Consider the following 25,672-nt stretch of genomic DNA (forward strand, 5'->3'; position numbering starts at 1 on the left):
CGGTCGCCTTCTACTCCCTGAGCGGACGCCTCAGCCTCGACGTCGCCGGCACCGCCGCCACCCACGAGGGCAACTCCGTCCTCCGCGGCGCCCCCCGGCCGGCCCGGCCCGAGGAGGCGCACGACGGCGCACCGGCCACGGGGGCGTGACCCATGCGCTTCCGGCACCCCGACGGCTCCACCGTCCACCTCGCCTACTGCACCAACGTGCACCCGGCCGAAACCCTCGACGGGGTCACCGCCCAGCTCCGCGACCACTGCGAACCCGTCCGCCGCCGCCTGGGACGCGACCGTCTCGGCATCGGCCTGTGGCTGGCCAAGGACGCCGTCCACGCCCTCGTCGGAGACCCCTCCGCCCTGCGCGGCCTGCGCACCGAACTCGACCGCCGCGGCCTGGAAGTCGTCACCCTCAACGGCTTCCCGTACGAGGGCTTCGGCGCCGAAGAGGTCAAGTACCGCGTGTACCGCCCCGACTGGGCCGACCCCGAGCGCCTCGGGCACACCACCGCCCTGGCCCGCGTCCTCGCCCGGCTCCTGCCCGACGACGTCACCGAGGGAAGCATCTCCACCCTGCCGCTGGCCTGGCGCACCGCCCACGGCGACGAGCGGGCGGCCGCCGCGCACACCGCGCTGACCACCCTCGCCGAACGCCTCGACGCCCTGGAGGAACTGACCGGCCGCTCGATCCGGGTCGGCCTGGAACCGGAACCCGGCTGCATCGTCGAGACCACCCACGACGCCATCGCCCCGCTCACCGCTGTCGGCCACGACAGGATCGGCGTCTGCGTCGACACCTGTCACCTCGCCACCTCCTTCGAAGACCCGCACACCGCCCTGGACGCCCTCGCGCAGGCCGATGTCCCCGTCGTCAAGGCACAGCTGTCGGCCGCTCTCCACGCCGAGCACCCCCATCTCCCCGAAGTCCGCACGGCCCTCGCCTCCTTCGACGAGCCCCGCTTCCTGCACCAGACCCGCACCCGCACCAGCGGCGGCCTGCGCGGCACCGACGACCTGGGGCAGGCACTCGGCGGCGACGCCCTGCCCGACGGCTCGCCCTGGCGCGCCCACTTCCACGTGCCCCTGCACGCCGCCCCCGCCGCACCCCTCACCTCCACCCTCCCGGTGCTCCGGGCCGCACTGACCCGGCTCGTCGGCGGACCCCACCCCCTCACCCGCCATCTGGAGGTGGAGACCTACACCTGGCAGGCACTCCCGCCCGCACTGCGGCCCCGTGCCCGCGCCCGGCTCGCCGACGGGATCGCCGCCGAACTCGGACTCGCCAGAGACCTCTTGACCGACCTCGGACTCAAGGAGCTGCCGTGACCCGGCCACCGCACGGACACCCCCGGCCCACCCCTCTCCTCGTCCTGGACGTCGTCGGCCTCACCCCCCGCCTCCTCGACCACATGCCGCACCTGAAGAGGCTCGGCCTGTCCGGCTCCCGCGCCCCGCTCGGTACCGTCCTGCCCGCCGTCACCTGCGCCGCGCAGTCCACCTTCCTCACCGGCACCCACCCCGACGAGCACGGCATCGTCGGCAACGGCTGGTACTTCCGCGAACTGGGCGACGTCCTCCTCTGGCGCCAGCACAACGGCCTGGTGTCCGGGGACAAGCTGTGGCACGCGGCCCGCCGCGCGTACCCCGGCTACACGGTCGCCAACATCTGCTGGTGGTACGCCATGGGCGCCGACACCGACATCACCGTCACGCCCCGTCCCGTCTACTACGCCGACGGCCGCAAGGAACCCGACTGCTACACCCGCCCTCCCGCCCTTCACGACGAACTCACCGCGGAACTCGGCACGTTCCCCCTGTTCCACTTCTGGGGGCCGGGCGCCGACCTCGTCTCCAGCCAGTGGATCATCGACGCGACCCGCCACGTGAACCGCACCCGCGCGCCGGACCTGACGCTCTGCTACCTCCCCCACCTCGACTACGACCTGCAGCGCTACGGCCCCGACGACCCCCGCTCCCTGCGGGCCGCCGCGGACCTCGACGCGGCGCTGGCCCCCCTCCTCGACGACGCCGGGGCCGAGGGCCGAACCGTCGTCGCGCTGTCCGAGTACGGCATCACCCGAGTGGAACGACCCGTCGACATCAACCGCGCCCTGCGCCGCGCCGGCCTCCTCGACGTGCACACGCAGGACGGCATGGAGTACCTCGACCCGACGGCCTCCCGCGCCTTCGCGGTCGCCGACCACCAGATCGCCCACGTCTACGTGCGCCGGCCCGAGGACCTCGCGGCCGTGAAGGAGGTGCTCGCCGGGCTGCCCGGCATCGAGCAACTCCTCGACGACGAGGGCAAGAAGGCCCACCGGCTCGACCACCCGCGCTCCGGCGAGCTCGTGGCCCTCGCCGAGCCGGACGCCTGGTTCACGTACTACTACTGGCTGGACGACACCCGCGCTCCCGACTTCGCGCAGCTCGTCGAGATCCACCGCAAACCCGGCTACGACCCCGCCGAACTCTTCCTCGACCCCGAGGACCCCTACGTCAGGCTCAAGGCCGCCGGGGCACTGGCCCGCAAGAAACTCGGCATGCGCTACCGGATGGCCGTCGTGCCTCTCGACCCCTCGCCCGTGCGCGGCAGCCACGGCCGCCTCCCGACGAGCGACGACGACGGTCCGCTCATCATCTGCTCCACCCCCCGTGCGATCACGGGCCGCGTCGCGGCCACCGACGTGAAATCCCTGCTGCTCGGCCTCGCCGGCGGTCCGGCCGACGTGACGAGCGACTACGGAAAGTGAAACACCCGCCACTGACAACGCGATCCGTACAGCGGCCCGCACACCCTCCGGCCGCAGTTCGTCCGGCACCCGTCCGAGCCGTACACCGACCCGAAAGAGAGACACCGTGACCGCGTTCGACCACACATCCGACACCGGCGACGCCCTGCGCCGCACACTCGGTGTCAACCGCCGCCGCTTCCTCAGCACCTGCACCGCCGCCGCGACCGCGGCGATCGCCGCGCCCGTCCTCGGCGCGCCGCCCGCCCTCGCGCAGAGTTCCGGCAGAGGCCACGGCCACGGCGGCGACGTCCTCGTACCGGCGGCGAGGCGGGGCATCATCCTCTACACCGTCCGGGACGCGACGGGCCGCGACCCGCTCTCCACCGACCTGCCCTCCGGCTTCCTCGAGGTCTTCAGGCAGCTCGCCCGGTACGGATACCGGCAGGTGGAGTTCGCCGGTTACGGGCAGCACGCCAACGCGCCGGGCGGCGCGAACCTGGAGTCCGTCGAAGGCGCCCGGCTGCTGCGGTCCTGGCTCGACGACCACGGGCTGCGCGCCCAGGGCAACCACGGCTTCATACCGGGTTCCTGGCCGCTGACGGCACCCGATCTGGACACCTTCAAGAAGCACCTGGAGATCGCCAACATCCTGGGCATGAACCACATGGGCACCGGCGGCGACCCCACCGGCAGTTCCTACCGCGCCGACTGGGACGTGGCCGCCGACAAGTGGAACGCCCTCGGCGCGATCGCCCGCCGTGAGGGGATCAAGCTCTACACCCACAACCACGACGCGGCCTACGGCTTCCTGCTCGACGGCGGCCCGCCGGACGCGCAGGGCCGTCCGACCCGCAGCTCCGGCATCCGCAAGCTCGAGTACTTCCTGCGGATCACCGATCCGAAGGCCGTCTGGCTGGAGATGGACGTCTTCTGGGCGCACGTGGCCCAGTACAAGTTCCACACCTACACCGCCCACGACGGCTCGGCCCAGGAGGACGTCTTCGACCCGGCGGGACTCGTCGCCCGCCACAACAAGCGCTACCCCCTTTTCCACGCCAAGGACGGCACCGTCAACACGACCAACGGCATGGGGTACGACATGGTGCCCTTCGGCACGGGCGTCATCGACTACACGACGTTCTTCTCCCGCGTCGGCGCCCGGAACCATCACCATCCGATGGTCGAGCAGGACAACGCTCCGAGCCCCACCGACCCCGCCCAGTCGCTGCGCCACGCGAGGACCGGCTACGACAACCTCGCGGCGCTGCGCAGGACACGCGGCAAGGGAACCCGGACCTGACGGACGAGAGCCCCGGGGGGTACCGCACCCGTGTCGCGGCGCGCGGAGACGCGCTCGATCATTCAGCGACCGGTGTCGGTGCCCCCGGGATAAAGTCCTCCCCTGGCACACGCCCGCACGTCGGATCCGCAAGGGGGAGATCTGCGATGAGCAGCAGTGGACGCGGCACGCACGAGGGATTCACGGCCGAGGAACGGGCCGCGATGAAGGACCACGCCGAGGAACTCAAGACCGCGGCCCGCCGCGGCTCGCGCGCGGACAAGGCGGCGGAGGCCGAGCGCGAGGTGCTCGCGAAGATCGCCGAGATGCAGGACCCGGACCGGATCATGGCCGAGCGCGTCCATGCCGTCGTCAGGGCCGCCGCCCCGGCCCTCGCGCCGAAGCTCTGGTACGGCATGCCCGCCTACGCGCTGGACGGTAAGGTCCTCTGCTTCTTCCAGAGCGCGGCGAAGTTCAAGGCGCGCTACGCGACGCTCGGTTTCAGCGACCAGGCGAAGCTGGACGAGGGCACGATGTGGGCGGCCGGCTTCGCCCTGACCGAGGTCACGCCTGAGGTGGAGGAGCGGATCGGCGCGCTGGTGAAGCAGGCGGTGGGCTGAGCCGCCTGCGGGGGACCGGCCGGGGTGCAGCAGGGAGGGGCCCGCCGCGGCCCATCCGGGCTGCCCGCGTGGGGCCGGGCGGTTCGGCGGGGACGGGTGGGCCGCCGCGCACATCGGGCGGCCCCGAGGCGGGCCACGGCACACCGCGTTCGGGCGGCGACCGGGACGAACTGTTCGGCGGCTGCGGCGCGTTCGTGGGCGGCGAGCTGCTGGGTGCGCGCGGTGACGCACGGGCCGACCGGGGAGCGACTGCCCGGGAACTCCCCGGAGTACCACCTGATGCCGTGAGGTGACGCTGGTGGTGCGAGGCGGCGGACGCCGTCCGCAGCCTCGCACCCGGCACCCGCCCTAGCCGATGCCCTGGCGGTCGGCACCGAGGGCGAACGCCCGGTCCGCGGCTTCCGGCACCGCCCGCTCCACGGCCTGGGTCAGCAGCGCGCGGTGCCGCACCAGCGGCGCGTGCCGCGCCCGGGGGGTGATCCGCAGCAGATCGTCGAGCCCGGCGATCAGGCGCCGGGTCGCCTGGGGGGTGCCCACGGCGCACACCCGGATCTCGGCGAACCCGAGATCCACCAGCGACGCCCAGCCCGGCACGGGCTGCACCAGCCGTACCGCCCCCTTCCGGTCGCGGTGCAGCCAGGCGTCGAGCTGCCGACCGGACACGGACGCGAGGAACTGCACGATGCGGTCCAGGGCCTGGACGGCGGTCGTGGGGTCGTTGACCGCTGCGGACAGCGCGCGCAGCCCGATGTCGGACAGCTGCCGCAGCCCGAACCCCAGGTCCTGGTGGAAGGTGCGCTCGACGCCCACGGAGACGGCGGAACCCAGCAGCCGCGGGTCGGGAGCCGTCCCGCCGTGCACGGCCAGCACGGGCGTGCCGGGCACGACGAAGTCGCCGATCCGGGGGATGAGCCGGAGCACCACACCCTGCCGTCGCGCCGCCCGCACCAGCCGCCCGACGTTCACGTCCCGCAGCACTCCGGCCCGCCCCCGGTGCACGATCAGCGCGGTCTCGGCCCCGAACTCGGCCGTCACGTCGGCCATGGTCCCCTCCCGCCCGGAGAAGGGGACGGTCATCCGCGCGATCACGCGGGACGACTCCCGGCTGATGCGGTCGATGACGTGGCCGACCCGCATGAGCCGCAGCATCGTGTTCACGTACATCACGAACAGCAGCAGGCTGAGTCCGACCATCAGGAGCGTCAGGACCGACTGCAGCAGCGGCACGGACGTGACCACGCGGGCGTCGCGCTCGCCGTCGAAGCCGGTCAGCACGAGGAGCGACAGCACGAAGGTGGCGAGGAAGACGGCGAAGGTCGCCTTGGTGATCCGGCTCCGTACGAAGATCCGCACCACGCGCGGGCTGAACTGCCCGCTCGCCATCTGGAGGGCGACGAGCGAGATGCTGAACACGACTCCGATGAACGTCATCATGGCGGAGCTGATGGTGGTCACCACGACCCGAGCGTCGTCGGCGATCTTCAGCAGCGAGTCCAGGGCGTCGTAGTCACCGGACTCCTGCAGCGAGGCGACGATCATCGCGTCCAGCTCGGCCGCCCCGGCCCAGACGACGAAGACCAGCACCATCGCGGCGGTCGGCGCGAACCAGAACGTGTCGCGCAGATGCTCCCGCCACGGCGACAGTGCACGTGCCCGACGCCCCTTCCGCAGGTCGGCCGTAGTCATCCAGTCACCCATGGTGAGACTGTAGGCCGACCCCCGGCCGCCCCCGCGGCACCGCTCCGGGGGCCCGGATACGCAGGTGAAAGGCACCCTGAAAGCTTGGTATTGTTGTCCATGTCGCCGCGCGGGGAGCACCCCCGCCCTGGCGGCAGACACCTGGTCCGGGTGGCGGAATGGCAGACGCGCTAGCTTGAGGTGCTAGTGCCCTTTATCGGGCGTGGGGGTTCAAGTCCCCCCTCGGACACATAGACACAGGACGACGTTCACGAGATCGTCTCCATGCGCTGAAGGAAACCGGTGAGTCATGCGACTCGCCGGTTTTTTGCCGTTCCCGGGACGTGGTCGACCCAGCGCCCCGCCGGGAAGGGCCGGCACCGGATGTCCGTCGACCAGGCCTCCTGGGACCGGCCGTCGGGCCACGCCTGCCGGGTCGGGCGGCACCGGACCGGCCCGTCCTGAGCCGCGTCCTACGGGTCGGTCACCGATACTGAGGAAATGGGCAAAATTGGGCAATACGGCCCGGCAATCCACCGGGGCGACCGGGTGCCGCCGAAGGCCGGGCCGCCGGAAGCCGACCCGGAAGCCCGTCACCGTTCGACCGGCCGGCGGGTCCGGTCGATGCTGAAGCCGCGCAGTGTCGCCGGTCAGGTCTTCCTGCTGCAGCTGGTGGTCGTCCTGCTGCTCATCGCCACGGCCGTGGCGGTGCTCGTGGTCCAGGACCGCAACCGCGCGATCCACGAGGCCGGCGACCGGTCGCTGGTGGCGGCCGAGGCGTTCGCGAACGCCCCCGGCACCGCGTCGGCGATGAAGAGCGATGACCCGACGGCGGCACTCCAGCCGCACGCCGAGGCGGTGCGCAAGAAGACCGGGGTCGACTATGTCGTGGCGCTGAGCCCCTACGGCTTCCGGTGGACCCACCCGGACCCGGATCAGATCGGGAAGCACGTCTCCACCTCCTACGACGAGGCGCTCGGGGGCGAGCCCCACCAGACCACGTTCGACAGCAGCCTGGGCAAGGCGGTCGACTCGACGGTGGCCGTCTTCGACGAGAAGGGGACCGCCGTCGGACTCATCACCGTGGGGGTCACCGTCGACAAGGTGTCCGGTGTGGTGCAGGACCAACTGCCCGTGATCTTCGCCGCCGGCGGTGTCGCGCTGCTGCTGGCCGCGGGAGGGTCGGCCCTGGTCAGCGGACGTCTGAGGCGCCAGACCCGGGGCCTGGGCCCGGTGGAGATGACCCGTATGTACGAGCACCACGAGGCGGTGCTGCACGCGGTCCGTGAAGGCGTGATCATTCTGGACGGCGACGGACGGCTGCTGCTGGTCAACGACGAGGCCCGCCGGCTGCTCGCACTCCCGCCGGAGGCCGAGGGCAGGGCGGTCACCGCCCTCGGACTGAGCCCGGCCCTGGCCGGGCTGCTGGGATCGGGCCGGGCCGCCACCGACCAGGTCTTCCTGGCCGGAGACATCCTCCTCGCGGTCAATGTGCGACCGGTGGGCGCCAGGAGCGGCAGCGTGGCGACCCTGCGGGACACCACCGAGCTGCGCGCCCTCGCGGGCCGGGCGGACGTGGCCGGCGGCCGTCTGCAACTGCTCTACGAGGCCAGCACGCGCATCGGCACCACCCTCGACGTGGAACGCACCGCCGAGGAGCTGACCGAGGTGGCGGTCCCGCGCTTCGCGGACTTCGCCACCATCGAGCTGCTGGAGCCCGTGCTGCAAGGTGGTGAACCGACGGAGGCGAGCACGGAGATGCGCCGCGTCGCGGCCGCGGGCATCCGGGACGACGCGCCCCTCCTTCCCGTGGGGACGCATATGCATTACGCGCCCGGCAACCCCGTGGCCGTCGGTATGACCACCGGCCGGCCGGTCCTGGTGACGGACCTCGCCACGGCCGACGGATGGCGGGCCGAGGATCCGGAGCGGGCCCGGAGGGTGGTCGAATACGGCATCCACTCCATGATCTCCGTGCCGCTGCGGGCCCGAGGCCAGCTCCTGGGGGTCGTCGAGTTCTGGCGCTCGGACCAGGCTCCCTTCGAGTCGGACGACCTGTCTCCCGCCGAGGAACTCGCCGCCCGGGCGGCCGTGTGCATCGACAACGCCCGCCGCTACACCCGCGAGCACACCACGGCCGTCACCCTCCAGCGCAGCCTGCTGCCCGGCGTGCTCCCGGAGCTGTCCGCCCTGGACGTCGGGCACCGGTATCTGCCCGCCCAGGCGGGGGTGGGCGGCGACTGGTACGACGTCATCCCGCTGCCGGGGGCCCGGGTGGCCCTGGTGGTCGGCGACGTCGTCGGGCACGGACTGCACGCCGCCGCGACGATGGGGCGCCTGAGGACCGCGGTGCACAACTTCGCCGCCCTGGATCTGCCTCCGGACGAGCTTCTCGCGCACCTCGACGACCTGATCGCCCGGATCGACCAGGACACGGCGGCCGAGGGCAACACCGAGACCGTCACCGGTGCCACCTGCCTCTACGCGGTCTACGACCCGGTCTCCGGGCGGTGCGTTCTCGCCCGGGCCGGTCATCCCGGTCCGGCGCTGGTCTCGCCCGACGGCTCCGTGACCTTCCCCGACGTCCCCGTCGCCCCGCCCCTCGGCGTGGGAGGGGGCCTGCCGGTCGAGACGGCCGAGCTCCGGCTGGCCGCCGACAGCCGCCTGGTCCTCTACACCGACGGTCTCGTCGAGGCCCGCGGCCGTGACATCGACGTCGGGCTCACCATGCTGGAGGAGGCGCTCGCCGGCACGGACGGCGACACCCCGGACGAGACCTGCCGGGCGGTGCTCGACGCGATGCTCCGCACCAGGTCGAGCGACGACGTCGCCCTGCTCGTCGCACGCACCCGGCTGCTCGACCCGGAGCAGGTCGCGGAGTGGGAGGTGCCCGACGACCCGGCCGCGGTCTCCCGGATCCGCGCCGAGGCCACCCGCAGGCTGGAAGCCTGGGGGCTCGGCGAGGCCGCCTTCACGACCGAGCTGATCCTCAGCGAACTGGTGACGAACGCCATCCGGTACGGAGGGAGCCCCATCGGTCTGCGGCTGCTGCGCGACGGCGACAGCCTGATCTGCGAGGTCGGCGACGGCACCAGCACCTCCCCGCACCTTCGCCGCGCGGCCTCCACCGACGAGGGGGGCCGCGGCCTGTTCCTGGTGGCGCAGATGTCCCGCCGCTGGGGGACCCGCTACACCGACCGAGGCAAGATCATCTGGGCCGAGCAGTCGCTCGATGCCGGATCCGCCGCGGATCTGGGCGCTCTGCTGATGGCGGACCTGTGAGGCGGGACGGAGTCCGGATCGCCGCCCGCCCGGGGTGCGCGGCCGTCCGGAGCGGTCAGGAGCCGCCGTCGACCGTGAAGTACGGGATCTTGGCCGGGTCCTGGCCGAAAGCCGCCCCGAGGTAGACGACCGACAGTTTGGCGAGTGTGCCGTCGTCGATCAGCTGCCTGATGATCCGGTCGAGTTCCTTCTTGTTCGGTGACCCCTTCGGGTAGAGGGCGCCGTACCCCTGGTCGGTCCGGTACTGTCCCGCGAGCCGCACCCTGCCCTCCCGTTTCTGGGGATACGCCAGCAGGATCGTCGTGTCGTGGACGACCGCGTCGATCCGGCCCTCCTCCAGCGCCGTGACCATCTCCGGGTCGTTGGCAAACGTGGTGACGGGCTTGGTCGGTTCGAGGCGGTCCTCGACGAACTCGTCACCCGTGGTGCCCTCCGCCACGCCGATGCGGACGTCACGGATGTTGTTCTCGTCGATCTTCTCGTCGTCCCTGACCAGCACGCCGAGGGTCGAGGAGAGGTAGGGCGGGGAGAAGTCGGCGACCTTGCTCCGTTCCGGGGTGATCGTGATCTGTGCCAGGGCCAGGTCGAAGTCCTCGGTCCGGCCGGACACGACCTCCGGGAAGGGTTCGTTGTCCACCTTCACCCGGTCGAGTCCCGACCGGTAGGCGATGTTGGCGGCCATGCAGTACTCGTATCCGCTCTTGACGGAGTCCGGCGAGTCGCCGTTCCACCAGCCGGGCGCGGGAAGGGTGGTCATGACCGTGAGGGCGCCCGCCGTCCGGGGTGACAGCTCGAACTCCCCGTAGCGCCCCGAGACCTCGCAGTCGCCGTAGCGGGCGTTCGACGACTCCGGCCTGTCCTGGTCGCAGGCCGATGTCGCGACGATGAGCGCCCCACTGACGGCCAGAGAGACAATCGCTGCCGCGGCGCGCATCTTTGCACCTCCGGTAGGGGCAAACTCCTTGAGTCACCATAAATCACCTGGAACCGCACGACCGCCGAAGCCACGTGGGAGGACGCCGCGGCAGGGTTCCGGCGGGGGTGCGGAGCCCGGCGCGGCGCGTGGACTCCGCACCCCGTCCGGTCAGGGCGCGTCGGTTCCGTACAGTGCCGTGCGCAGTGCGAGCGGCGTCGCCGCCGCCCAGGCCTGGGGGGAGCACGCGTGCGGGTACGGGACCGGGCCCGAGGCGCGGGCGCGGTCGTAGCCCGCCATCACCTCGGGCAGGCGGTGGCCGTGTCGTGCCGCCGCGGAGACGAGCCCCTCCGCCACCGTGCGCACCTCGTCGTGCAGGCCGGCGCGGGCCAGGCCGAGGGCGATGACCGCGTTGTCGTGCGGCCAGGCGCTGCCGCGGTGGTACGACAGCGGGTGGTAGGGGCGCTGGCCCGCGGCGAGGGTGCGGACGGCCCAGCCCGAGAAGAAGTCCGGCCGGAGGAGACGTCGGCCCACCCGGTGGGCGTGCTCTTCGTCCAGGATGCCGGACCACAGGAGGTGCCCGGCGTCCGAGGCCAGCGCGTCCACCTGGCGGCCGTCACCGTCGAGGGCCAGCGCCGGGAAGTCCGCCTCGGCCATCCAGAAGTCCCGGGTGAACCGCGCCCTCAGCCGGTCCGCGTGCCGGTCGAGCTGCTCGGCGTAGGGCTCGTCGTGCCACACCTCCCGCGCCAGGCGGGCGGTGCGCAGCAGGGCGTCGTAGGCATAGCCCTGCGCCTCCGAGACGGCGATGGGACCCTCGGCCTGGGTGCCGTCGGTGAAGCAGATCGCGCCCGCCGAGTCCTTCCAGTTCTGGTTGACCAGGCCGCCCGGGTCCGGGGTGTAGACGAGGTAGCCGTGCTCGGTGAGCCCGCCGTCGCCGAGCATCCAGTCGACGGCGGCGCGGGCGTGCCGTTCCAGCCGGAGGGCCGTCGCGGTGTCCCCGGTGGTCTCGTGGTGTGCGTGCAGCAGGACCAGGAAGAGCGGGGTGGCGTCGACCGCTCCGTAGTAGCGGCCGTACGGGATCTGGCGGAAGTGCGCGAGTTCGCCGTGCCGGATCTCGTGGACGATGCGGCCGGGCTGTTCGCCGCTGAAGGTGTCGTGGCGCCGGCCCTGGGTGGCGGCCAGCGCACTGAGCGTTCCGGCGGCCGCCGACGGGCGGTGGGGCAGCAGGAAGAAGGACGTCAGCAGGGAGTCCCGGCCGAAGAGGGTGAGGAACCAGGGGATGCCGGCCGCGGGCACCCCGACCGGGTCGCCGTCCACCCCGGTCGCCGTGACGGTGAGCAGGTCCAGGTCGGCCAGGCCCTGCTCGCAGGCCCGGTCCAGGTCGTCCCAGCCCGTCGGCGCGGGAGCGGGCCGGGCGGGTGCGGCCGGGACGGCCGCGGGCCCGGGGACTCCGTGCGGCAGGGCCTCGACCGTCAGCCGCAGCTCGCCCTCGCCGTGCGGAGGCAGTGCGAGTGCCCAGCGCATCCGGTGTGCGGTCCCGCCGCCGTCCGTCACCGCCGTCACGGTGTCGGGGTGCGGGCTGCCGCCGACGGCGGTCGCCGTGTGCCAGTCGCCGCGCCGGTAGTCGAACCGCGCGCCCTGTGCGGTGCCGTGCGCCTGCCGGACACCGTCCGGCTTCGGGTAGTGCCGGTTGTCGGCGCGCAGTTCGAACAGGTCCGCGAAGTCGGCGTCCACGGTGATCTCGACCCGCGCGGTCACGGGCTCGGGCCGGTTGCTGACCAGGCGCAGATGCTCGGTGAACGTGCCGGCCGTGACCTCCTGCCGGCGGAAGACCGTGTACGCCGCGGGTTCGTCGCGCGTGCCCGGCGGGGTGAGGACGCACTCGGCGGTGCCGTCCGGCCGGGGGAGGGCGGGCACCAGTGTGCCGGGGGTGTCGCCGTCGACGGTGAGCCGCCAGTGGCTCAGGTGCCGGGCGTCGCGCAGGAAGAGGCCGTCCGGATCGGCGCCCCGGCTGCCGGTCACGCCGCCGTCGTCGCCGAGGACGGCGAAGGTCCCGTCCCGTACGAGCCGGACGTGGCGAGCGGTCATGACGCGGGCTCCTTGTCGTCGGCGCCCGGCAGGTCGAGGTCGTCGGCGCTGAGCAGGTCGAGGGTGAGTGCGGCGGTCCACGAGAAGTCGCGGGTGCCGCGGCCCTCGCCGGTGGTGGCGTCCACGTACTCGGCGAACCGCGAGCCGCCCGCGGCGGCGAGGAAGGCGGAGCGCAGCCGGTCGGCACGGGCCGCGCGGCCGTGCACGCGCAGTCCGCGCTCGATGAGCCAGGCGGTGTTGAACCACGCGGGGCCGCGCCAGTAGCGGGTGCTGTCGAAGGCGTGCCCCGTCAAGTCGTAACTGGGCACGAGCGAGGCGGACCCGGCGTGGAAGCGGGGGCCGTCCAGGGTGTCGGCCAGCCGCTCGACGACATGGCCCGGCAGGTCCGGCACGAGCAGCGGGACGAGCCCCGCCACGCTGTGCTCCGGGACGAGCCGGTCCGCGACCAGGTCGCGGGCCAGGAACAGCCCGGCGTCCTCGTCCCACAGGCGTGCCACCAGGGCCCGGGTGAGGTCGCGCGCGCGGGCTCGGTGCGGCGCCGGGTCGGCGCCCAGCTCGGCGGCGATCCGGGCGAGCGCCAGTTCACTCACGATGAGCAGGGCGTTGAAGCAGGGGTCCTCGACGGCGAAGCCGTGCACGGCGGTGTCGTCGTAGCCGGCGTCGCGGTAGTCGGTGGCGAGTCGGACGTACCGGCCGTAGTCGAGGTCGGTGGGCCGGTCCGCCGGATGGCCGTGGTCGAGGTCGGCCCTGCGGTACGTCCCGGGTGCCGCCGGGGTGACACGGGCCAGTGGACCGTCCCAGCAGGGGCTGTTGTCCATGCCCGGCTCCCACGGGTGCACGACCGCGGCGAGGCCGCCGCCCGCCAGGTCCCGCCGGGACAGCAGGTAGTCGTGCCAGGCCGCGAGCTGCGGGTGGAGGCGGGCGAGGAACTCGCGGCGCCGGGACTCCGCGGGGTCGGCCCGGTGCACGAGCCAGGCCGCGAGGGCGTGGACGGGCGGTTGCACGATGCCCGACGTCTCGGCGGCCTCGGGCGCCCCGGCGTCGCGGCCGGCGCGGGAGGACCGCCAGAAGTCCGGGCTGGGGAAGTAGGCGTCGCACGGCAGGTCCGGGTTGAACACGATGTGCGGGATGCGGCCGTCCGCCCACTGCGCGGCGAGCAGCGCTTCGAGTTCGCGCTGGGCCCGGCGTACGGACAGGTGGCGCAGGCCGATCGCGATGAACGCGGAGTCCCAGCTCCACTGGTGCGGGTAGAGCGTGCGGGAGGGGACGGTGGAGGTGCCGGTCCAGTTGTCGATGAGGACCCGCGCCGCACCGCGTCGCAGGGTCAGGTCTGCGGTGGCGGTGGGCGCGGGCCGGTCCAGGACTCCCCTCACGCGCCGGACCTCTCGAGGAAGGCGGGCACGGAGCGGACGGCCTCGACGGGGTCACCGGTCAGCCGGCATTCGGCGGCCAGGTATCCGTCGTAGCCGATGGTGTGCAGGGCGCCCAGCCAGGCGGGCCAGTCGAGATGTCCGGCGCCGGGCTGGAAGCGGTTGGAGTCCGACACCTGTGCATGCCCGATGAACTCGGCGTTCGCCAGGATCGCGGCGGAGGGATCGCTCTCCTCGATGTTCATGTGGTAGCTGTCGATGCCGATCCGTACCGAGTCCAGGCCGGTCTCGCGGATCAGGTCGGCCGCCTGCTCGAGGCGGTTGACCATGTGGTCCTCGTAGCGGTTGAGCGGTTCGAGGAAGAGGGTGACGCCCTCGGCGCGGGCGTGTTCGCCCAGTTCGGTCAGTCCGGACAGCAGGACCTCGCGGTCCTGCTCCTCGGTGCGCGGCGGTTCGAAGGGCGGCAGGCGGCGCGAGAACATCCCGTAGGACGCGGGTGTCTGCGCCCCCAGGCCGCCGATCTCCGCGATGACGGTGAGCTGGGACTTCATCTGCGCGAGCGCGTCGCGGCGCAGGTCGTCGTCGAAGGCGCCGAAGAAGTGGAGCATGTCCACGCAGACGGTCGGCATGACGACGCCGTCCTTGCGGGCCCGCCGGAGTTCGGGCAGGCGCGAGGCGAAGTGCAGGTCGCCCTTGGCCCGCAGTTCGATGGCGTCGTAGCCGGCGTTCTGCGCGAACTCCCACTTCTCCTGCAGGCTCCCGCCCGGCAGGAGCTGTTCTTGTGCGGCGGTCTTGAGCATCGGGGGGCCTCTCAGAATTCCAGGACGACCTGGAGGGCGTCGGCGGGGCGTTCGTCCAGCAGCACGTACGCGTCGGCCGCCTCGGCGGCCGGTACGACGTGGCTGACCAGGGACGCGACGTCCACCTGGCCCTCGGCGACCAGCCGCAGGAAGGTCCGCTGCAGCCGTTCGACCGTCCAGCGGCCGGACAGCTGCGGGGGCACGCCGCCGATCTGCGAGCAGACGAGCTGGACACGGTTGTGGTGGAACTCGTCGCCCAGCCGCAGTCCGATGCCGTCGCCCTGGTAGAAGCCGGACGCCACGACGCGGCCCCCCACGGCGACCGAGCGCAGCGCCTCGTGCAGGGCGGGGTAGGCGCCGCTGATCTCGATGGCGAGGTCGGCTCCCGCGCCGCCGGTGGCCTCGCGGACGCGTTCGGCGACGGAGTCGGTGCGGGCGTTGAGGGTGTACTGGGCGCCGTACCGCTTGGCCGTCTCCAGCCGTCCGTCGAGGGCGTCGACGGCGGTGACGCGGGCGCCGTTCAGCCGGGCGAGGCGGGTGGTCAGCAGACCGATGACGCCCTGCCCGAACACGGCGACGTCCTCGCCGACGTGGATGTCGCCGGCGAGCACGGCGTTGTACGCGATGGCGCCCACCCGGGCGAAGGCGCCGGCGAGCGGCTCCAGACCGGCCGGCAGGGTGTGGCCGAGCATGCGCTCGGCGGGGACGATGCCCTCGCTGCGGTGTCCCCAGATGCCCCAGACCAGGTCGCCGACGGCGGGCAGTCCCGGGGTGCCGGCCAGTTCGGACGAGACCTCGGTGACCTCGCCCACCTCGGAGTATCCCCAGCCCGCCACGGGGTAGGCGATGCCTGCCGAGCCCTCGCGGAAGAGCCGTGCCTCGGCGTCCCAGGTGCGCGTCAGATAGGGGTTCGTGCCGCGGTACGCCGTGAGTTCGGTGCCGGCGGAGATACCCGAGTAGCGGGTACGCACGCGCAGATGGCCGGGCGGAAGTTCGGCACGGGTGTGCTCGGCCACCTCCACCTGGCGTGGGGCGGTGAATTGGACGACGCGTTCCACGGACGGCTCCGGAAGAGTTGCGGGGTTGGGTTGCGTCGAGAATATCTCCCACTTATGTCTTGTCAACCAGCAAAAGTAATGCTGAGATGCGTGTTCAGTAGACGTAAGTCGGCGATGAGGACATGCAATGCGCACGAGGACCCGGCGGTCGAGGACGACCGCGGCCGGTGTCACGGCAGCCCTGGCACTCGGACTGCTCACCAGCTGTGCCGGCAGTACCGGACCCGGGAAACCGGACCGGGAGATCACCGTCTGGTCCCAGGAGAACCTCCCCGACCGGGTGGGCGCGACCCGGAAGATCATCGACGGGTTCGAGCGGAAGACCGGGATCAAGGTCCACCTGGTGGGCGTCGACGAGGGTCAGATGCCCCAGCTGATCATGTCCGCCGCGGCCGCCGGGAACCTGCCCGACGTCATCGGCGCGGCGCCCATGGGCCAGACCTGGCAGATGTACACCAACGGTCTGCTCAACACCGACATCCCGCGGCAGATCATCGGTGAGCTGGGCCGGGACACGTTCAACGCCAACGCCCTCGACCTGACCTCGGACGGCGCCACCAGCCTCGGCGTCCCCTCCGACGCCTGGCTGCAGCTCCTGGTCTACCGCAAGGACCAGTTCGGCAAGGCGGGCCTGAAGGCTCCCGACACCTACGCCGACACCCTGACGGCAGCGAAGAAGCTCACCACGCAGGGCCACGACGGGATGTCCGCAGCCACGGACCCCAGCGACGTGTTCACCTCCCAGAGCTTCGAGAGCGTCGCCCTGGCCAACGGATGCCGGCTCGTGAACGACCGGCACGAGGTCACCCTCGACTCCCCGCAGTGCGCCACCGCGTTCGACACCTACGACAAGCTCGCGCGTGACTACGGGGCCCCCGGCACCCAGACCGTGGACTCCACCCGCGCCACCTACTTCGCGGGCCGCTCCTCCATGGTCATCTGGTCCTCGTTCCTGCTCGACGAACTCGCCGGACTGCGCAAGGACGCCCTCCCGAGCTGCCCGCAGTGCAAGAAGGACCCCCGCTACCTCTCGGACCACAGCGGCATCGTCACCGCGCTCAAGGGCCCCGACGCCGCCGAGCCCGCCCAGTTCGGCGAGATCACCTCCTGGGTGACGACCAAGACCGCCGAGACGGCGGCCTCCCGCGAGTTCATCGAGTACATGATGGGCAGCGGCTACGAGTCCTGGTTCGGCATGGCCCCCGAGGGCAAGATCCCGGTCCGCCGGGGCACGGCGGCCGAGCCGCGGAAGTACCTCGACGCCTGGCGCCACAGCGACCTCGGCGTCGACACCCGCGAACCCCTGGACGAGGTCTACTCCGACCGGCTCCTCACCCGACTCGCCGACGGAGTCACGCACATGCGCCGCTGGGGCATCACCCAGGGCGAAGGAGCCCTCGTCGGCGCCACCAACGGCGAACTGCCCGTACCGAAGGCCATCGGCGCCATGACCGGCGGACAGATCTCACCCGCCGAGGCCGCCCGCGAAGCCGACGACGAAGTCGCCGCCCTCAAGAAGTCCCTGCAGTAGCCGTTCGCCGCACGCCACCAAAGGTCTCCCCATGACAACAGCCCCCACGGGCGCGAAGCAGCGCCCCCAGCCCCCGGCCCCGTCCGGCCGGAAACCGGACGCGCCCGCACCCGCCCGCCGGCCGATGACCGCCACCCGGCGCGCGAACCGCGCAGGACTCGCCTTCGTCTCACCCACCTTCCTCGTCGTGCTCGTCGTCGTGGTGCTGCCCATCCTGTGGACGGTGCTGCTCGCCTTCCAGGACGCCAAGCTCGTCGACATCCAGGGAATGGGCCTGTTCGGCCACTGGTCCCTGGACAACTTCGGCCAGGTCTTCGGCTCCGCGGGCTTCTGGTCGAGCCTCTGGACGACGCTCCTCTACACCGTGGGCGCCACCTTCGGCTCCGTCCTGCTGGGACTCGTCGCCGCCCTCGCCCTGCGCAAGCCCTTCCGCGGACGGGGCCTGCTGCGCGCCGCGATGCTCCTGCCCTACGTCGCCCCCGTCGTGGCCGTGGCCTTCGTCTGGGAGGTCGCGCTCAGCCCGCAGTACGGCGTCGTCAACGACTGGGGCCGGCGCCTGTTCGGGTGGGACGACCCGATCGCCTTCCTCTCCACCCGCGCGTACGAAGTGCACCTGCTCGGCCTGCACTTCGACATCCCGCTCGCCCTGCTGACCGTGATCGCCTTCGAGTGCTGGCGGTACTTCCCGTTCGCCTTCCTCTTCATCCTCGCCCGCCTCCAGGCCGTGCCCGACGGTCTCGAAGAGGCCGCGAAGGTGGACGGCGCGACCCCCACCCAGCGCTTCCGCTACATCATGCTGCCCCAACTGATGCCGGTGATCGCGCTGTTGTGCGTCCTGCGCTTCATCATGACCTTCAACAAGTTCGACGACGTGTACCTCCTGACCGGAGGCGGGGCCGGCACCGACGTCGCCGCCGTACGCGTCTACGACTTCCTCACCGCCCGCTACGACGTGGGCGCCGCGGCCGCACAGGCCCTCGTGCTGGCCCTCTCGCTCATGATCCTGCTGGGCCTCTACTTCAAGCTCTTCGGCAACAAGGTGCAGGAGGAATCGTGACGCAGAAAGCGGCCATGACACGGGCCCGGTTCGAGGAGGGGCTGTTCGGCGTCCTGCGCCGGGTCGTCATCGCCTTCCTCGTACTGATCACCTGCGTGCCCTTCTACTACATGCTGCTGCTGTCGGTGAAGCCCATCGACGCCCTGCTGCTGAACCCCGGTTCCCTGTGGGTGGCGGGCAGGGACTTCACCCTGTCCACGTACGAGAACGTGCTGCAGTCCACCGACGCCGGCGGTCAGGGCTTCCTGGAGTTCCTGCTCAACTCCGCGCTCGTCTCCCTCGGCACTGTCGTGCTGACCCTGCTCGCCGCCGTCCCCGGCGCCTACGCCATCAGCCGCCTGAAGTTCTTCGGCAGCCGCCAGGTCAGCGCGCTCTTCCTCGCCGTCTACCTGTTCCCGGCGACGCTGCTGGCGGTGCCGCTCTTCGTCATGTTCGCCAGACTGGGACTCTCCTCCAGCCTGGGCGGCCTCGCCATCGTCTACGTCGCCCAGACCGTGCCGGTGTCCATCTACATGCTGAAGAACTACCTCGTCACCATCCCGTACTCCATCGAGGAGGCCGCCGCCCTCGACGGCTGCAGCCGACTGCAGACCGTCCGCAAGGTGATCCTGCCGCTCGCCCTGCCCTCCCTCATGGCGACGGGGCTCTACGTGTTCATGATCGCGTGGAACGAGTTCCTCTTCGCACTCCTCTTCCTCGCCGCCGACCCCGCCAAATGGACCGTCTCGCTGGGTCTCGCCCAGCTCTCCAACGGCATCGAGGTGCCCAAGACCGTCCTCATGGCCGGTTCCGTGGTGCTGACCATCCCCGTGGTACTTCTGTTCTTCGCCGCCGAACGCCTCCTCACCGAAGGCCTCACCAGCGGCGCCGACAAGAGCTGAACAGTGGGGGAGCACATGATGACGCCGAACCAGGCCAGTCCGGGTGAACTGCTCGATCTGATCCGCAGTGGCCGGGCCCAGACCCGTGCCGACCTGCAACGCGTCACCGGCCTGTCCCGCTCCACCGTCGGCCAGCGCCTGGACCTCCTCAACCGGGCGGGCTGGCTCCGGCACGCCGGCGGCACCTCCACCGGCGGCCGGCCCTCCCACCGGCTCGTCTTCGACCCGACGCACGCCTCGGTCATCGCGATCGACCTGGAGACCCGGCACGCCCGCGCCGCCGTGCTCGACCTGGCCGGCACCATCCTCGCCGAGCACACCGCGCCCCTGGACATCAGCGACGGCCCCGACCAGGTCCTCGACCGGCTCGCCGGCTGGTTCCCCGACCTCATCACCGCCGCCGGTACGGACGCCGCGCACATCTGCGGCATCGGCATGTCGGTGCCCGGCCCCGTCGAGTGGGAGACCGGCCGGGTCGTCCAGCCGCCGATCATGCCGGGCTGGGACCAGTACCCCATCCGCGAGCGCATGCAGCAGGCCTACACCCTCCACGTGGGGCGCAGCCTGGAGGACGGGCCGGTGCCCGTCTTCGTCGACAACGACGCCAACCTGATGGCGCTGGCCGAGTACCAGGCCAACCACCGGGACTGCTCGGCGTTCGTCCTGGTCAAGATCTCCACCGGGATCGGCGCGGGCGTCGTCGTCAACGGAGAGGTCTACCGCGGTGTGGACGGCGGGGCCGGCGACATCGGACACATCCGTCTGCACGACCGGCCGGACGCCCTGTGCATGTGCGGCTCCCACGGCTGCCTGGCCGCCGTGGCCAGCGGTCGCGCGCTCGCCGGGCAGCTCGCCGCCCTCGGCTTCGCGACGGCCTCCGGCTCCGACGTGAAACGCCTGCTCGCCGAAGGGCACCCGGACGCCATCCGGCTGGCCCGGGAGGCCGGCCGGCGGGCCGGCGAGGTCCTCGTCACCGTCGTCACCCTGCTCAACCCCGGGGTCCTGATGCTCGCCGGCGACCTGTCCGGTGTCCCCTTCATGACCGGCGTGCGCGAACTGCTCTACCAGCGCGCCATGCCCCGTACCACCGCCAACCTGCAGATCGTCACCTCCCGCCTCGGCGACCACGCCGGCCTCATCGGAGCCGCCGCCATGGTCGTGGAGTTCCTCTACTCTCCCGAACGCGCCGACGCCCGCCTCACCGCGCACACCGGCTGACGGCGCCCGCACCCCGTACAGACAGGACACTCGTGACCGCCGTACCCGCAGCGTGGAAGGAACGCCCCGTCGAGGTCGGGCTCGTGGGGGCCGGACCGTGGGCCCGCGCCATGCACGCCCGGATGCTCGCCGCCGGGCCCGAGACCCGCCTCGCCGCCGTGTGGGCGCGCCGGCCGGATGCCGCGCGCGAGACCGCCGCCCCCTACGGAGCCCGGGCCGTCGAGCACTTCGGGGAACTGCTCGACAGCTGCGAGGCCGTCGCCTTCGCGGTGCCGCCCGCCGTCCAGGCCGAACTCGCCCTGCGCGCGGCCAAGTCGGGCAAGGCCCTCCTCCTGGAGAAGCCGCTCGGGCCCGACCTCGTCGCGGCCGAGCGGCTGGCCGACGCGATCGACGAGGCCGGGGTGGTCTCCCAGCTCGTACTGACCAAGCGCTACCACCCCGTGACCCGCGCCTTCATCGGGGCCGCCCGGCAGCTCGACGTCGCGGGGGCACGCTCCTGCTACCTGCACGGCGCCTTCCTCGGCGGCGACTTCGCCACCACCTGGCGCCTGGAGCACGGCGCCCTGCTCGACCTCGGCCCGCACCTGCTGGACCTGCTCGACGCCGCCGTCGGACCCGTCGCCCGGGTCCGCGGCACGGGAGACCCGCGCCGCTGGATCGACCTCACCTGCGAGCACGAGAGCGGCGCGGTGAGCCAGGCGTCCCTGTCCGGCTCGGTGAACGTGCCGCACGCCGTCACCCGCGTCGAGCTCTTCGGCGCGCACCCCCCGCTGCTCTACGACACGGCCGAACTCGACCACGAGGAGTGCTGGCCCGTGCTGCGCCGCGACTTCGCCGACGCCGTCCGGACCGGCCGGAGCACGGAACTCGACGCGCGCCGAGGCCTCCACCTCCAGCGCCTCATCGCCGAGGCGACACCGGCCGGTTAGCCCCCGCCTCGCCCGGCCGGGCGGCAGGTCCTCAGGGAGCGACGGGCAGTTGACGCTTGTGCTCGGTCAGGCGGTAACGGCCGACGATCTTCTCGAAGACCCGCTCGTCCACCGGCTTGCCCTCCAGGAAGTCGTCGATCTCGTCGTACGTCACGCCGAGGGCGTCCTCGTCGGCCTTCCCCGGGTCCAGTGTCTCCAGGTCGGCCGTCGGGGTCTTCCACACCAGCTCCGCGGGCGCACCCAGCGCGCCCGCGACCGCGCGCACCCGGCGCTTGGTCAGTCCGGTCAGCGGAACCAGATCGGCTGCACCGTCGCCGAACTTGGTGAAGAAGCCGGAGACCGCCTCGGCCGCGTGGTCGGTGCCGACGACCAGGCCGTCGTGCGCGCCGGCCACCGCGTACTGGGCGATCATGCGCTGCCGGGCCTTGATGTTGCCGCGCACGAAGTCCTGGTGGTGTGCGTCGCGGAAGCCGACGCCGGCGGCCAGCGCGGCGTCGAACGCGGCGTCGCTCGCGGGCCTGACGTCCACCGTCAGCACGTGGTCGGCCCGGATGAAGGAGAGGGCGAGCTGGGCGTCGTGCTCGTCCGCCTGGACCCCGTAGGGCAGGCGCATCGCGTAGAAGCGGGCCTCGTGCCCGGCGGCCCGGGCCCGCTCGACGGCGAGCTGGCACAGCCGGCCCGTGGTGGTCGAGTCGACGCCGCCACTGATGCCGAGCACGAGGGAGCGCAGCCCGGTGGCGGTCAGCCGCCCGGCGAGGAAGGCCACCCGGCGCTCGATCTCCCGTTCGGCGTCGAAGGTGTCGGCGACCTGGAGGTCCCGGGCGATCTCCTGCTGCAGGGCGGCGGACGCCGGCTCACTCACGACTGCTCCTAGTTCCGTTCCACGATGTGCGGTCCCCGTCACCCTATCGAGCGATGACCCGCCGCTCGGCGGCCCTTCGGCGGAGAAGCGCAGGTGAGCGGCGTCGGGCCGCCCGAGACCCCGGTCCGCGCCCACGGCCGGGATCCCGGTGAGCCGCCTCGGGCCGGCCCGGGTCACTCCGTCCGCAGTGCCGTCGCCGTGCGGGTCCGCGCCGCCCAGCCCGCCGGGAGCAGGGCGCCGAGAAGCGCGATCGCGAGACCGGCGACGCCCAGCAGCACCAGCTGCCAGAGGTCGTACACGTCGAGGACCGACGGCGGCAGGCGGGTGCCGGCGGCGCGCCCCATCACCGGCAGGACATGGCCGTGCAGGGCGAAGCCCGCCGGCACACCGAGCAGCCCGCCGAGGACGCCGATCCCGGCCACCGAGGCGAGGACGAGACTCACCGTCTGCCGCGGCGACATACCGAGCGCCTTGCACACACCGAGGTCGTGCACGCGCTCCCGGGTGTCGATGACGACGGAGTTGAGCACGCCGAGACCGGCCACCGAGACCAGCATCAGCGTGAGCAGCACGGCCATCCCCTCCAGGATCAGGATCATGTTCTCCTTCTGTGAAGGGGAGTTGACCAGGACGTCGCCCCCCAGCGGCCGTACCGCGGCGCCGAGCTTCCCGGCGTACTCGGCGGGCGCCACGTCCGGCTTGAGATCGACGAAGAAGGCACGCGGTTCGGCGCCGCCGAAGTCGGCCATGTCCGCGTGCATCCGCAGGCCCCCGTCCGAGGTGTCGAAGACCTCGCCGACGATCCGCAGGCTGCGCGTGTGCCGTGCGTAGGTCACCTTCACCGTGTCACCGATCCGGGTGGCGGTCTTCTCCAGGAACCGCGTGGGGACGACGATCTGCCCCGGCCGTTCGATCCAGTGCCCGGAGATCATCTCGTAGCCCGCGGCCTCCGTGTCGCCCTCGTAGAGGGTGGCCCGCGTCGAGCCGGAGATCCCGGTCACGGTGACGTCCGCCTCGGTGGTGCCGTAGGCGGAGGCCGTGCCGGGCTGCGCCTCCACGGCGGCCCGCACCCGCGCAGGATCGGCGGTGTCCGCGGACCCCGCCCCGCCGCGTTCGGAGCGCAACCGTACGCCCTCGGCCCCGGGCCCGGCACCGCCGGCGATCACGGTGACCGCGGCCCGGTCCTCGGGGTCCTGCGCGTCACCGACCGCGTTCAGCGAGGCCGTCAGCCCCACCGCGAACGTGGCGGCGACCGTTCCGAAGGCCACCGCGAGCAGCATCGCGACCGTACGGACCGGGTGGGTGAAGGGTCCGGCGAGACCGTAGGTGACCGCGCGGGGCAGCGGCAGCCGCCCGGCGAGGCGGTGGGCCCACTGGCCGCGCCCGGTCCGCGGCGCCCGGCCGACGGCGATGGCCTCCACCGTCCGCAGCCGCCCGGCCCGCAGCGCGGGCACCAGCGCCGCCACCCCGACCACGAGCAGCGCGGCGGCCGGCACCACCACGTCCACCCACCAGGCCACCGACAGCGAGGCGGTGCCGTACGCCTGCCCGGTGTCCCGCAGCAGGGGTACGGCCAGCAGGTTGCCGAGCAGGACCCCGAGGGCGATTCCGACGGCCGAGGGGATCAACGCCTGGGCCACATAGGCGCGTACGACCTCGCGGGGCGTGAAGCCGATCGCCTTGAGGATGCCGATCCTGCGCAGGCCGGTGCCGACCGCGCCGCCGATCACACTCCCGACGATGATCACCGACATGACGATGCCCAGCACCCCGAAGGCGACGAGGAAGGGGATGGTCGGCGCCGCGCCCTGGTCGGCGTCGCGCTTGGTGTCGAGGTAGGACTGGCTGCCCAGCACCGCGCCGGACGGTACCGAGGCGGTCAGGCTCTTGCGCCATGCGGCGAGGTGTCCGCCGGCCCCCGCGGAGTCCAGGCGGTACAGCATCTGACGGGTGAGCGGGCTGCCGGCGGAAGCAAGTGCCCGCACCTGGGCGGGAGTTGCCCAGGCGTCGGCGGTCCTGCTCGCCGACACGGCAAGTCCGACGACGGTCAGCGCCGTGGCGTCCGCCGCCTCCGACGTGTCGAGGACGGTGCCGAGCCGGAACGCGGGACCGGCGAAGGACGCGGAGAGCACGACCTCACCCGGCTTCGCCGCCCACCGGCCCGACTTCAGGTCCAGGTCGTCCACGTCGGCGTGGGCGGCGGACCGCCCCACCAGGGTCAGTGCCGGCAGATGCCCGCCGCCCCCGTCCACCGGACTGATCGTCGTGGCGGGGTACGGCCCCGCACTCGCGGTGACGCCCGAGCGCCGACCGGTGGCCGCGAGCCGGGCGTCGCCGACCTTCCCGGGGTCGAACTGCACGGTCAGGTGCGCGCCGTTCTGCCGGGCGAACGCGCGGTCGAAGGGGGCGCTCGCGGCGACCATGAGCGATCCGGCGACCACGGCCGAGGCCACCGCCATCAGCGTGGCCACCGCGATCACCACCGTCTGCACCCGGCGCCGGCCCACTCCTGATCGGACGACCCGGCCGAGCGCGCCGGTGCCGAAGCCCCTCAACGGACGGCCTCCGCACGGGTGTCGAGGGCGAGGTGCCCGTCGACGAGGTGGATCGTGCGGCTCGCGCAGGCCTCCGCGAGCGCGAGGTCGTGCGTGACCAGCACGACGGTCTGCCCGCCCCGGTGCAGATCGACCAGCAGCTCGCGTACGTCCTGGCCTGAGGCGGTGTCGAGGGCGCCGGTCGGCTCGTCGGCGAGCAGCAGCGCCGGCCGGTTCACCAGGGCCCTGGCGACCGCCACCCGCTGGCGCTCGCCGCCGGAGAGCCGCCCCGGATAGGCACGGGCGTGCTTCCGGATGCCGAGCAGCTCCATCAGTTCCGCGGCCCGCGCCGCCGCCGTGCGCCGGGCGGTGCCGGTGAGCTGCGCGGGGAGTTGGATGTTGTCGGCCACGGTGAGGTCGTCGAGCAGGTTGAAGAACTGGAAGACCATGCCGATCCGCTCGCGCCGGAAGCGTGCCAGCGCGTGCTCGCTCAGATCGTCGATCCGCCGCCCGGCCACGGTCACCGTGCCTTCGGTCGGCTTGTCCAGGCCGGCGACGAGGTTCAGCAGCGTGGACTTGCCGCTGCCGGACGGACCGGTCACGGCGAGGGCCTCGCCCTGGTCCACGGAGAGGGTGAGGGGGCCGAGCGCGGGTGTGCCGGCGCTGTCGTAGCGCTTGGCCGCGCCCTCCAGCTGGATCACCTGGGTCATGGGAGGGGTCCGTCCTTCGGGTCGGTGCGGAGGGGGTGTCGGTGCCGGCCCGGTCACCGTAGGCGCGGGGCGTCGCGGGGCGCGTCGGCCGCGGCACCGACATCCGCCCCTCCCCGCGGACGACCCGGCCCCGGG

19 protein-coding genes, 1 tRNA gene and 2 pseudogenes are annotated in these 25,672 nt (G+C 72.5%); 13 read left to right on the top strand and 9 right to left on the bottom strand.

The features are described from left to right. The 6 genes and pseudogenes from ACZ4NT_RS33740 to ACZ4NT_RS33765 form a co-directional block, all read left to right on the top strand. Window positions 1-149: pseudogene (locus ACZ4NT_RS33740) on the top strand (TatD family hydrolase); the annotation flags it as partial. A 3-nt stretch (window positions 150-152) separates the two neighbouring features. Next, on the top strand, window positions 153-1,322 hold the full coding sequence (gene eboE / locus ACZ4NT_RS33745) for a metabolite traffic protein EboE (protein WP_467728896.1): 1,170 nt from the start codon (window positions 153-155) through the stop codon (window positions 1,320-1,322). Next, window positions 1,319-2,746 carry a nucleotide pyrophosphatase/phosphodiesterase family protein gene (locus ACZ4NT_RS33750; RefSeq protein ID WP_467728898.1) on the top strand — a complete coding sequence of 476 codons (1,428 nt, stop codon included), beginning with the start codon at window positions 1,319-1,321 and terminating at the stop codon, window positions 2,744-2,746. The genes eboE and ACZ4NT_RS33750 overlap by 4 nt, the downstream gene beginning before the upstream one ends. Window positions 2,747-2,852: 106 nt before the next feature. After that, a complete protein-coding gene (locus ACZ4NT_RS33755; protein ID WP_467728900.1) occupies window positions 2,853-4,028 on the top strand; it encodes a sugar phosphate isomerase/epimerase family protein in 1,176 nt (391 codons plus the stop codon). A 146-nt stretch (window positions 4,029-4,174) separates the two neighbouring features. Next, on the top strand, window positions 4,175-4,627 hold the full coding sequence (locus tag ACZ4NT_RS33760) for a hypothetical protein (protein WP_121407108.1): 453 nt from the start codon (window positions 4,175-4,177) through the stop codon (window positions 4,625-4,627). Window positions 4,628-4,752: 125 nt separating this feature from the next. Next, a pseudogene (locus ACZ4NT_RS33765) lies at window positions 4,753-4,915 on the top strand (aldehyde dehydrogenase family protein); the annotation flags it as partial. 60 nt (window positions 4,916-4,975) lie between these two features. On the opposite strand, the gene ACZ4NT_RS33770 reads toward ACZ4NT_RS33765, so the two are convergent. Continuing rightward, window positions 4,976-6,325 carry a DUF2254 domain-containing protein gene (locus tag ACZ4NT_RS33770; RefSeq protein ID WP_467728901.1) on the bottom strand — a complete coding sequence of 450 codons (1,350 nt, stop codon included), beginning with the start codon at window positions 6,323-6,325 and terminating at the stop codon, window positions 4,976-4,978. Window positions 6,326-6,469: 144 nt separating this feature from the next. On the opposite strand from ACZ4NT_RS33770, the gene ACZ4NT_RS33775 reads away from it, so the two are divergent. Beyond that, window positions 6,470-6,554: transfer RNA gene (locus ACZ4NT_RS33775), tRNA-Leu, on the top strand. A gap of 374 nt (window positions 6,555-6,928) precedes the next feature. Beyond that, complete coding sequence (locus ACZ4NT_RS33780; protein ID WP_467728904.1) at window positions 6,929-9,586, top strand: SpoIIE family protein phosphatase; 2,658 nt, start codon at window positions 6,929-6,931, stop codon at window positions 9,584-9,586. Window positions 9,587-9,641: 55 nt separating this feature from the next. Here ACZ4NT_RS33780 and ACZ4NT_RS33785 read toward each other — a convergent pair whose 3' ends face one another. The 5 genes from ACZ4NT_RS33785 to ACZ4NT_RS33805 form a co-directional block, all read right to left on the bottom strand. Continuing rightward, entirely contained in the window at window positions 9,642-10,520 is an 879-nt protein-coding gene (locus ACZ4NT_RS33785) for an ABC transporter substrate-binding protein (RefSeq protein ID WP_121407111.1), read from the bottom strand. 150 nt (window positions 10,521-10,670) lie between these two features. Then, on the bottom strand, window positions 10,671-12,587 hold the full coding sequence (locus tag ACZ4NT_RS33790; RefSeq protein ID WP_467728907.1) for an amylo-alpha-1,6-glucosidase: 1,917 nt from the start codon (window positions 12,585-12,587) through the stop codon (window positions 10,671-10,673). Then, window positions 12,584-13,960 carry an MGH1-like glycoside hydrolase domain-containing protein gene (locus ACZ4NT_RS33795; protein WP_467728909.1) on the bottom strand — a complete coding sequence of 459 codons (1,377 nt, stop codon included), beginning with the start codon at window positions 13,958-13,960 and terminating at the stop codon, window positions 12,584-12,586. The genes ACZ4NT_RS33790 and ACZ4NT_RS33795 overlap by 4 nt, the downstream gene beginning before the upstream one ends. Beyond that, window positions 13,957-14,757, bottom strand: coding sequence for a TIM barrel protein (locus tag ACZ4NT_RS33800; protein WP_467728911.1), 801 nt, complete (start codon window positions 14,755-14,757; stop codon window positions 13,957-13,959). Before ACZ4NT_RS33800 ends, ACZ4NT_RS33795 begins: the two co-directional genes overlap by 4 nt. Window positions 14,758-14,768: 11 nt before the next feature. Then, entirely contained in the window at window positions 14,769-15,815 is a 1,047-nt protein-coding gene (locus ACZ4NT_RS33805) for a zinc-dependent alcohol dehydrogenase (protein WP_467728913.1), read from the bottom strand. 127 nt (window positions 15,816-15,942) lie between these two features. Between ACZ4NT_RS33805 and ACZ4NT_RS33810 the strand changes: the two genes are divergently transcribed. From ACZ4NT_RS33810 to ACZ4NT_RS33830, 5 genes are read left to right on the top strand one after another with little or no spacing between them, the layout of a single operon-like run. Next, entirely contained in the window at window positions 15,943-17,346 is a 1,404-nt protein-coding gene (locus ACZ4NT_RS33810) for an ABC transporter substrate-binding protein (protein WP_467728915.1), read from the top strand. A gap of 31 nt (window positions 17,347-17,377) precedes the next feature. Next, the gene (locus ACZ4NT_RS33815; protein WP_467728917.1) at window positions 17,378-18,403 is read left to right on the top strand and encodes a carbohydrate ABC transporter permease; all 1,026 of its coding nucleotides are present in this window, start codon (window positions 17,378-17,380) and stop codon (window positions 18,401-18,403) included. A gap of 14 nt (window positions 18,404-18,417) precedes the next feature. Then, on the top strand, window positions 18,418-19,284 hold the full coding sequence (locus ACZ4NT_RS33820; protein ID WP_183117117.1) for a carbohydrate ABC transporter permease: 867 nt from the start codon (window positions 18,418-18,420) through the stop codon (window positions 19,282-19,284). A gap of 18 nt (window positions 19,285-19,302) precedes the next feature. Then, window positions 19,303-20,502 (top strand): ROK family protein, encoded by a 1,200-nt coding sequence (locus tag ACZ4NT_RS33825; protein WP_183117118.1) that lies wholly within the window; start codon window positions 19,303-19,305, stop codon window positions 20,500-20,502. 32 nt (window positions 20,503-20,534) lie between these two features. Next, window positions 20,535-21,431 (top strand): Gfo/Idh/MocA family protein, encoded by an 897-nt coding sequence (locus ACZ4NT_RS33830; protein ID WP_467728919.1) that lies wholly within the window; start codon window positions 20,535-20,537, stop codon window positions 21,429-21,431. Window positions 21,432-21,462: 31 nt separating this feature from the next. Here ACZ4NT_RS33830 and nadE read toward each other — a convergent pair whose 3' ends face one another. The 3 genes from nadE to ACZ4NT_RS33845 form a co-directional block, all read right to left on the bottom strand. Further along, window positions 21,463-22,293: an ammonia-dependent NAD(+) synthetase gene (gene nadE, locus ACZ4NT_RS33835; protein WP_467728921.1), complete on the bottom strand. Its 831-nt coding sequence runs from the start codon at window positions 22,291-22,293 to the stop codon at window positions 21,463-21,465. A 173-nt stretch (window positions 22,294-22,466) separates the two neighbouring features. Next, window positions 22,467-24,848, bottom strand: a complete 2,382-nt coding sequence (locus ACZ4NT_RS33840; protein WP_467728923.1) for an ABC transporter permease — start codon at window positions 24,846-24,848, stop codon at window positions 22,467-22,469. Further along, window positions 24,845-25,537 carry an ABC transporter ATP-binding protein gene (locus tag ACZ4NT_RS33845; protein ID WP_121407122.1) on the bottom strand — a complete coding sequence of 231 codons (693 nt, stop codon included), beginning with the start codon at window positions 25,535-25,537 and terminating at the stop codon, window positions 24,845-24,847. The genes ACZ4NT_RS33840 and ACZ4NT_RS33845 overlap by 4 nt, the downstream gene beginning before the upstream one ends. Window positions 25,538-25,672 lie beyond the last annotated feature (135 nt).

The sequence above is a fragment of the Streptomyces sp. NPDC026417 genome (assembly GCF_055567695.1).

Bases quoted from the DNA above. Each gene is read 5' to 3' on its own strand.
- eboE (WP_467728896.1), top strand. From the start codon at position 153: ATGCGCTTCCGGCACCCCGACGGCTCCACCGTCCACCTCGCCTACTGC.
- ACZ4NT_RS33760 (WP_121407108.1), top strand. From the start codon at position 4,175: ATGAGCAGCAGTGGACGCGGCACGCACGAGGGATTCACGGCCGAGGAA.
- ACZ4NT_RS33770 (WP_467728901.1), bottom strand. From the start codon at position 6,325: ATGGGTGACTGGATGACTACGGCCGACCTGCGGAAGGGGCGTCGGGCA.
- ACZ4NT_RS33780 (WP_467728904.1), top strand. From the start codon at position 6,929: ATGCTGAAGCCGCGCAGTGTCGCCGGTCAGGTCTTCCTGCTGCAGCTG.
- ACZ4NT_RS33785 (WP_121407111.1), bottom strand. From the start codon at position 10,520: ATGCGCGCCGCGGCAGCGATTGTCTCTCTGGCCGTCAGTGGGGCGCTC.
- ACZ4NT_RS33790 (WP_467728907.1), bottom strand. From the start codon at position 12,587: ATGACCGCTCGCCACGTCCGGCTCGTACGGGACGGGACCTTCGCCGTC.
- ACZ4NT_RS33800 (WP_467728911.1), bottom strand. From the start codon at position 14,757: ATGCTCAAGACCGCCGCACAAGAACAGCTCCTGCCGGGCGGGAGCCTG.
- ACZ4NT_RS33810 (WP_467728915.1), top strand. From the start codon at position 15,943: ATGCGCACGAGGACCCGGCGGTCGAGGACGACCGCGGCCGGTGTCACG.
- ACZ4NT_RS33815 (WP_467728917.1), top strand. From the start codon at position 17,378: ATGACAACAGCCCCCACGGGCGCGAAGCAGCGCCCCCAGCCCCCGGCC.
- ACZ4NT_RS33820 (WP_183117117.1), top strand. From the start codon at position 18,418: ATGACACGGGCCCGGTTCGAGGAGGGGCTGTTCGGCGTCCTGCGCCGG.
- ACZ4NT_RS33825 (WP_183117118.1), top strand. From the start codon at position 19,303: ATGACGCCGAACCAGGCCAGTCCGGGTGAACTGCTCGATCTGATCCGC.
- ACZ4NT_RS33845 (WP_121407122.1), bottom strand. From the start codon at position 25,537: ATGACCCAGGTGATCCAGCTGGAGGGCGCGGCCAAGCGCTACGACAGC.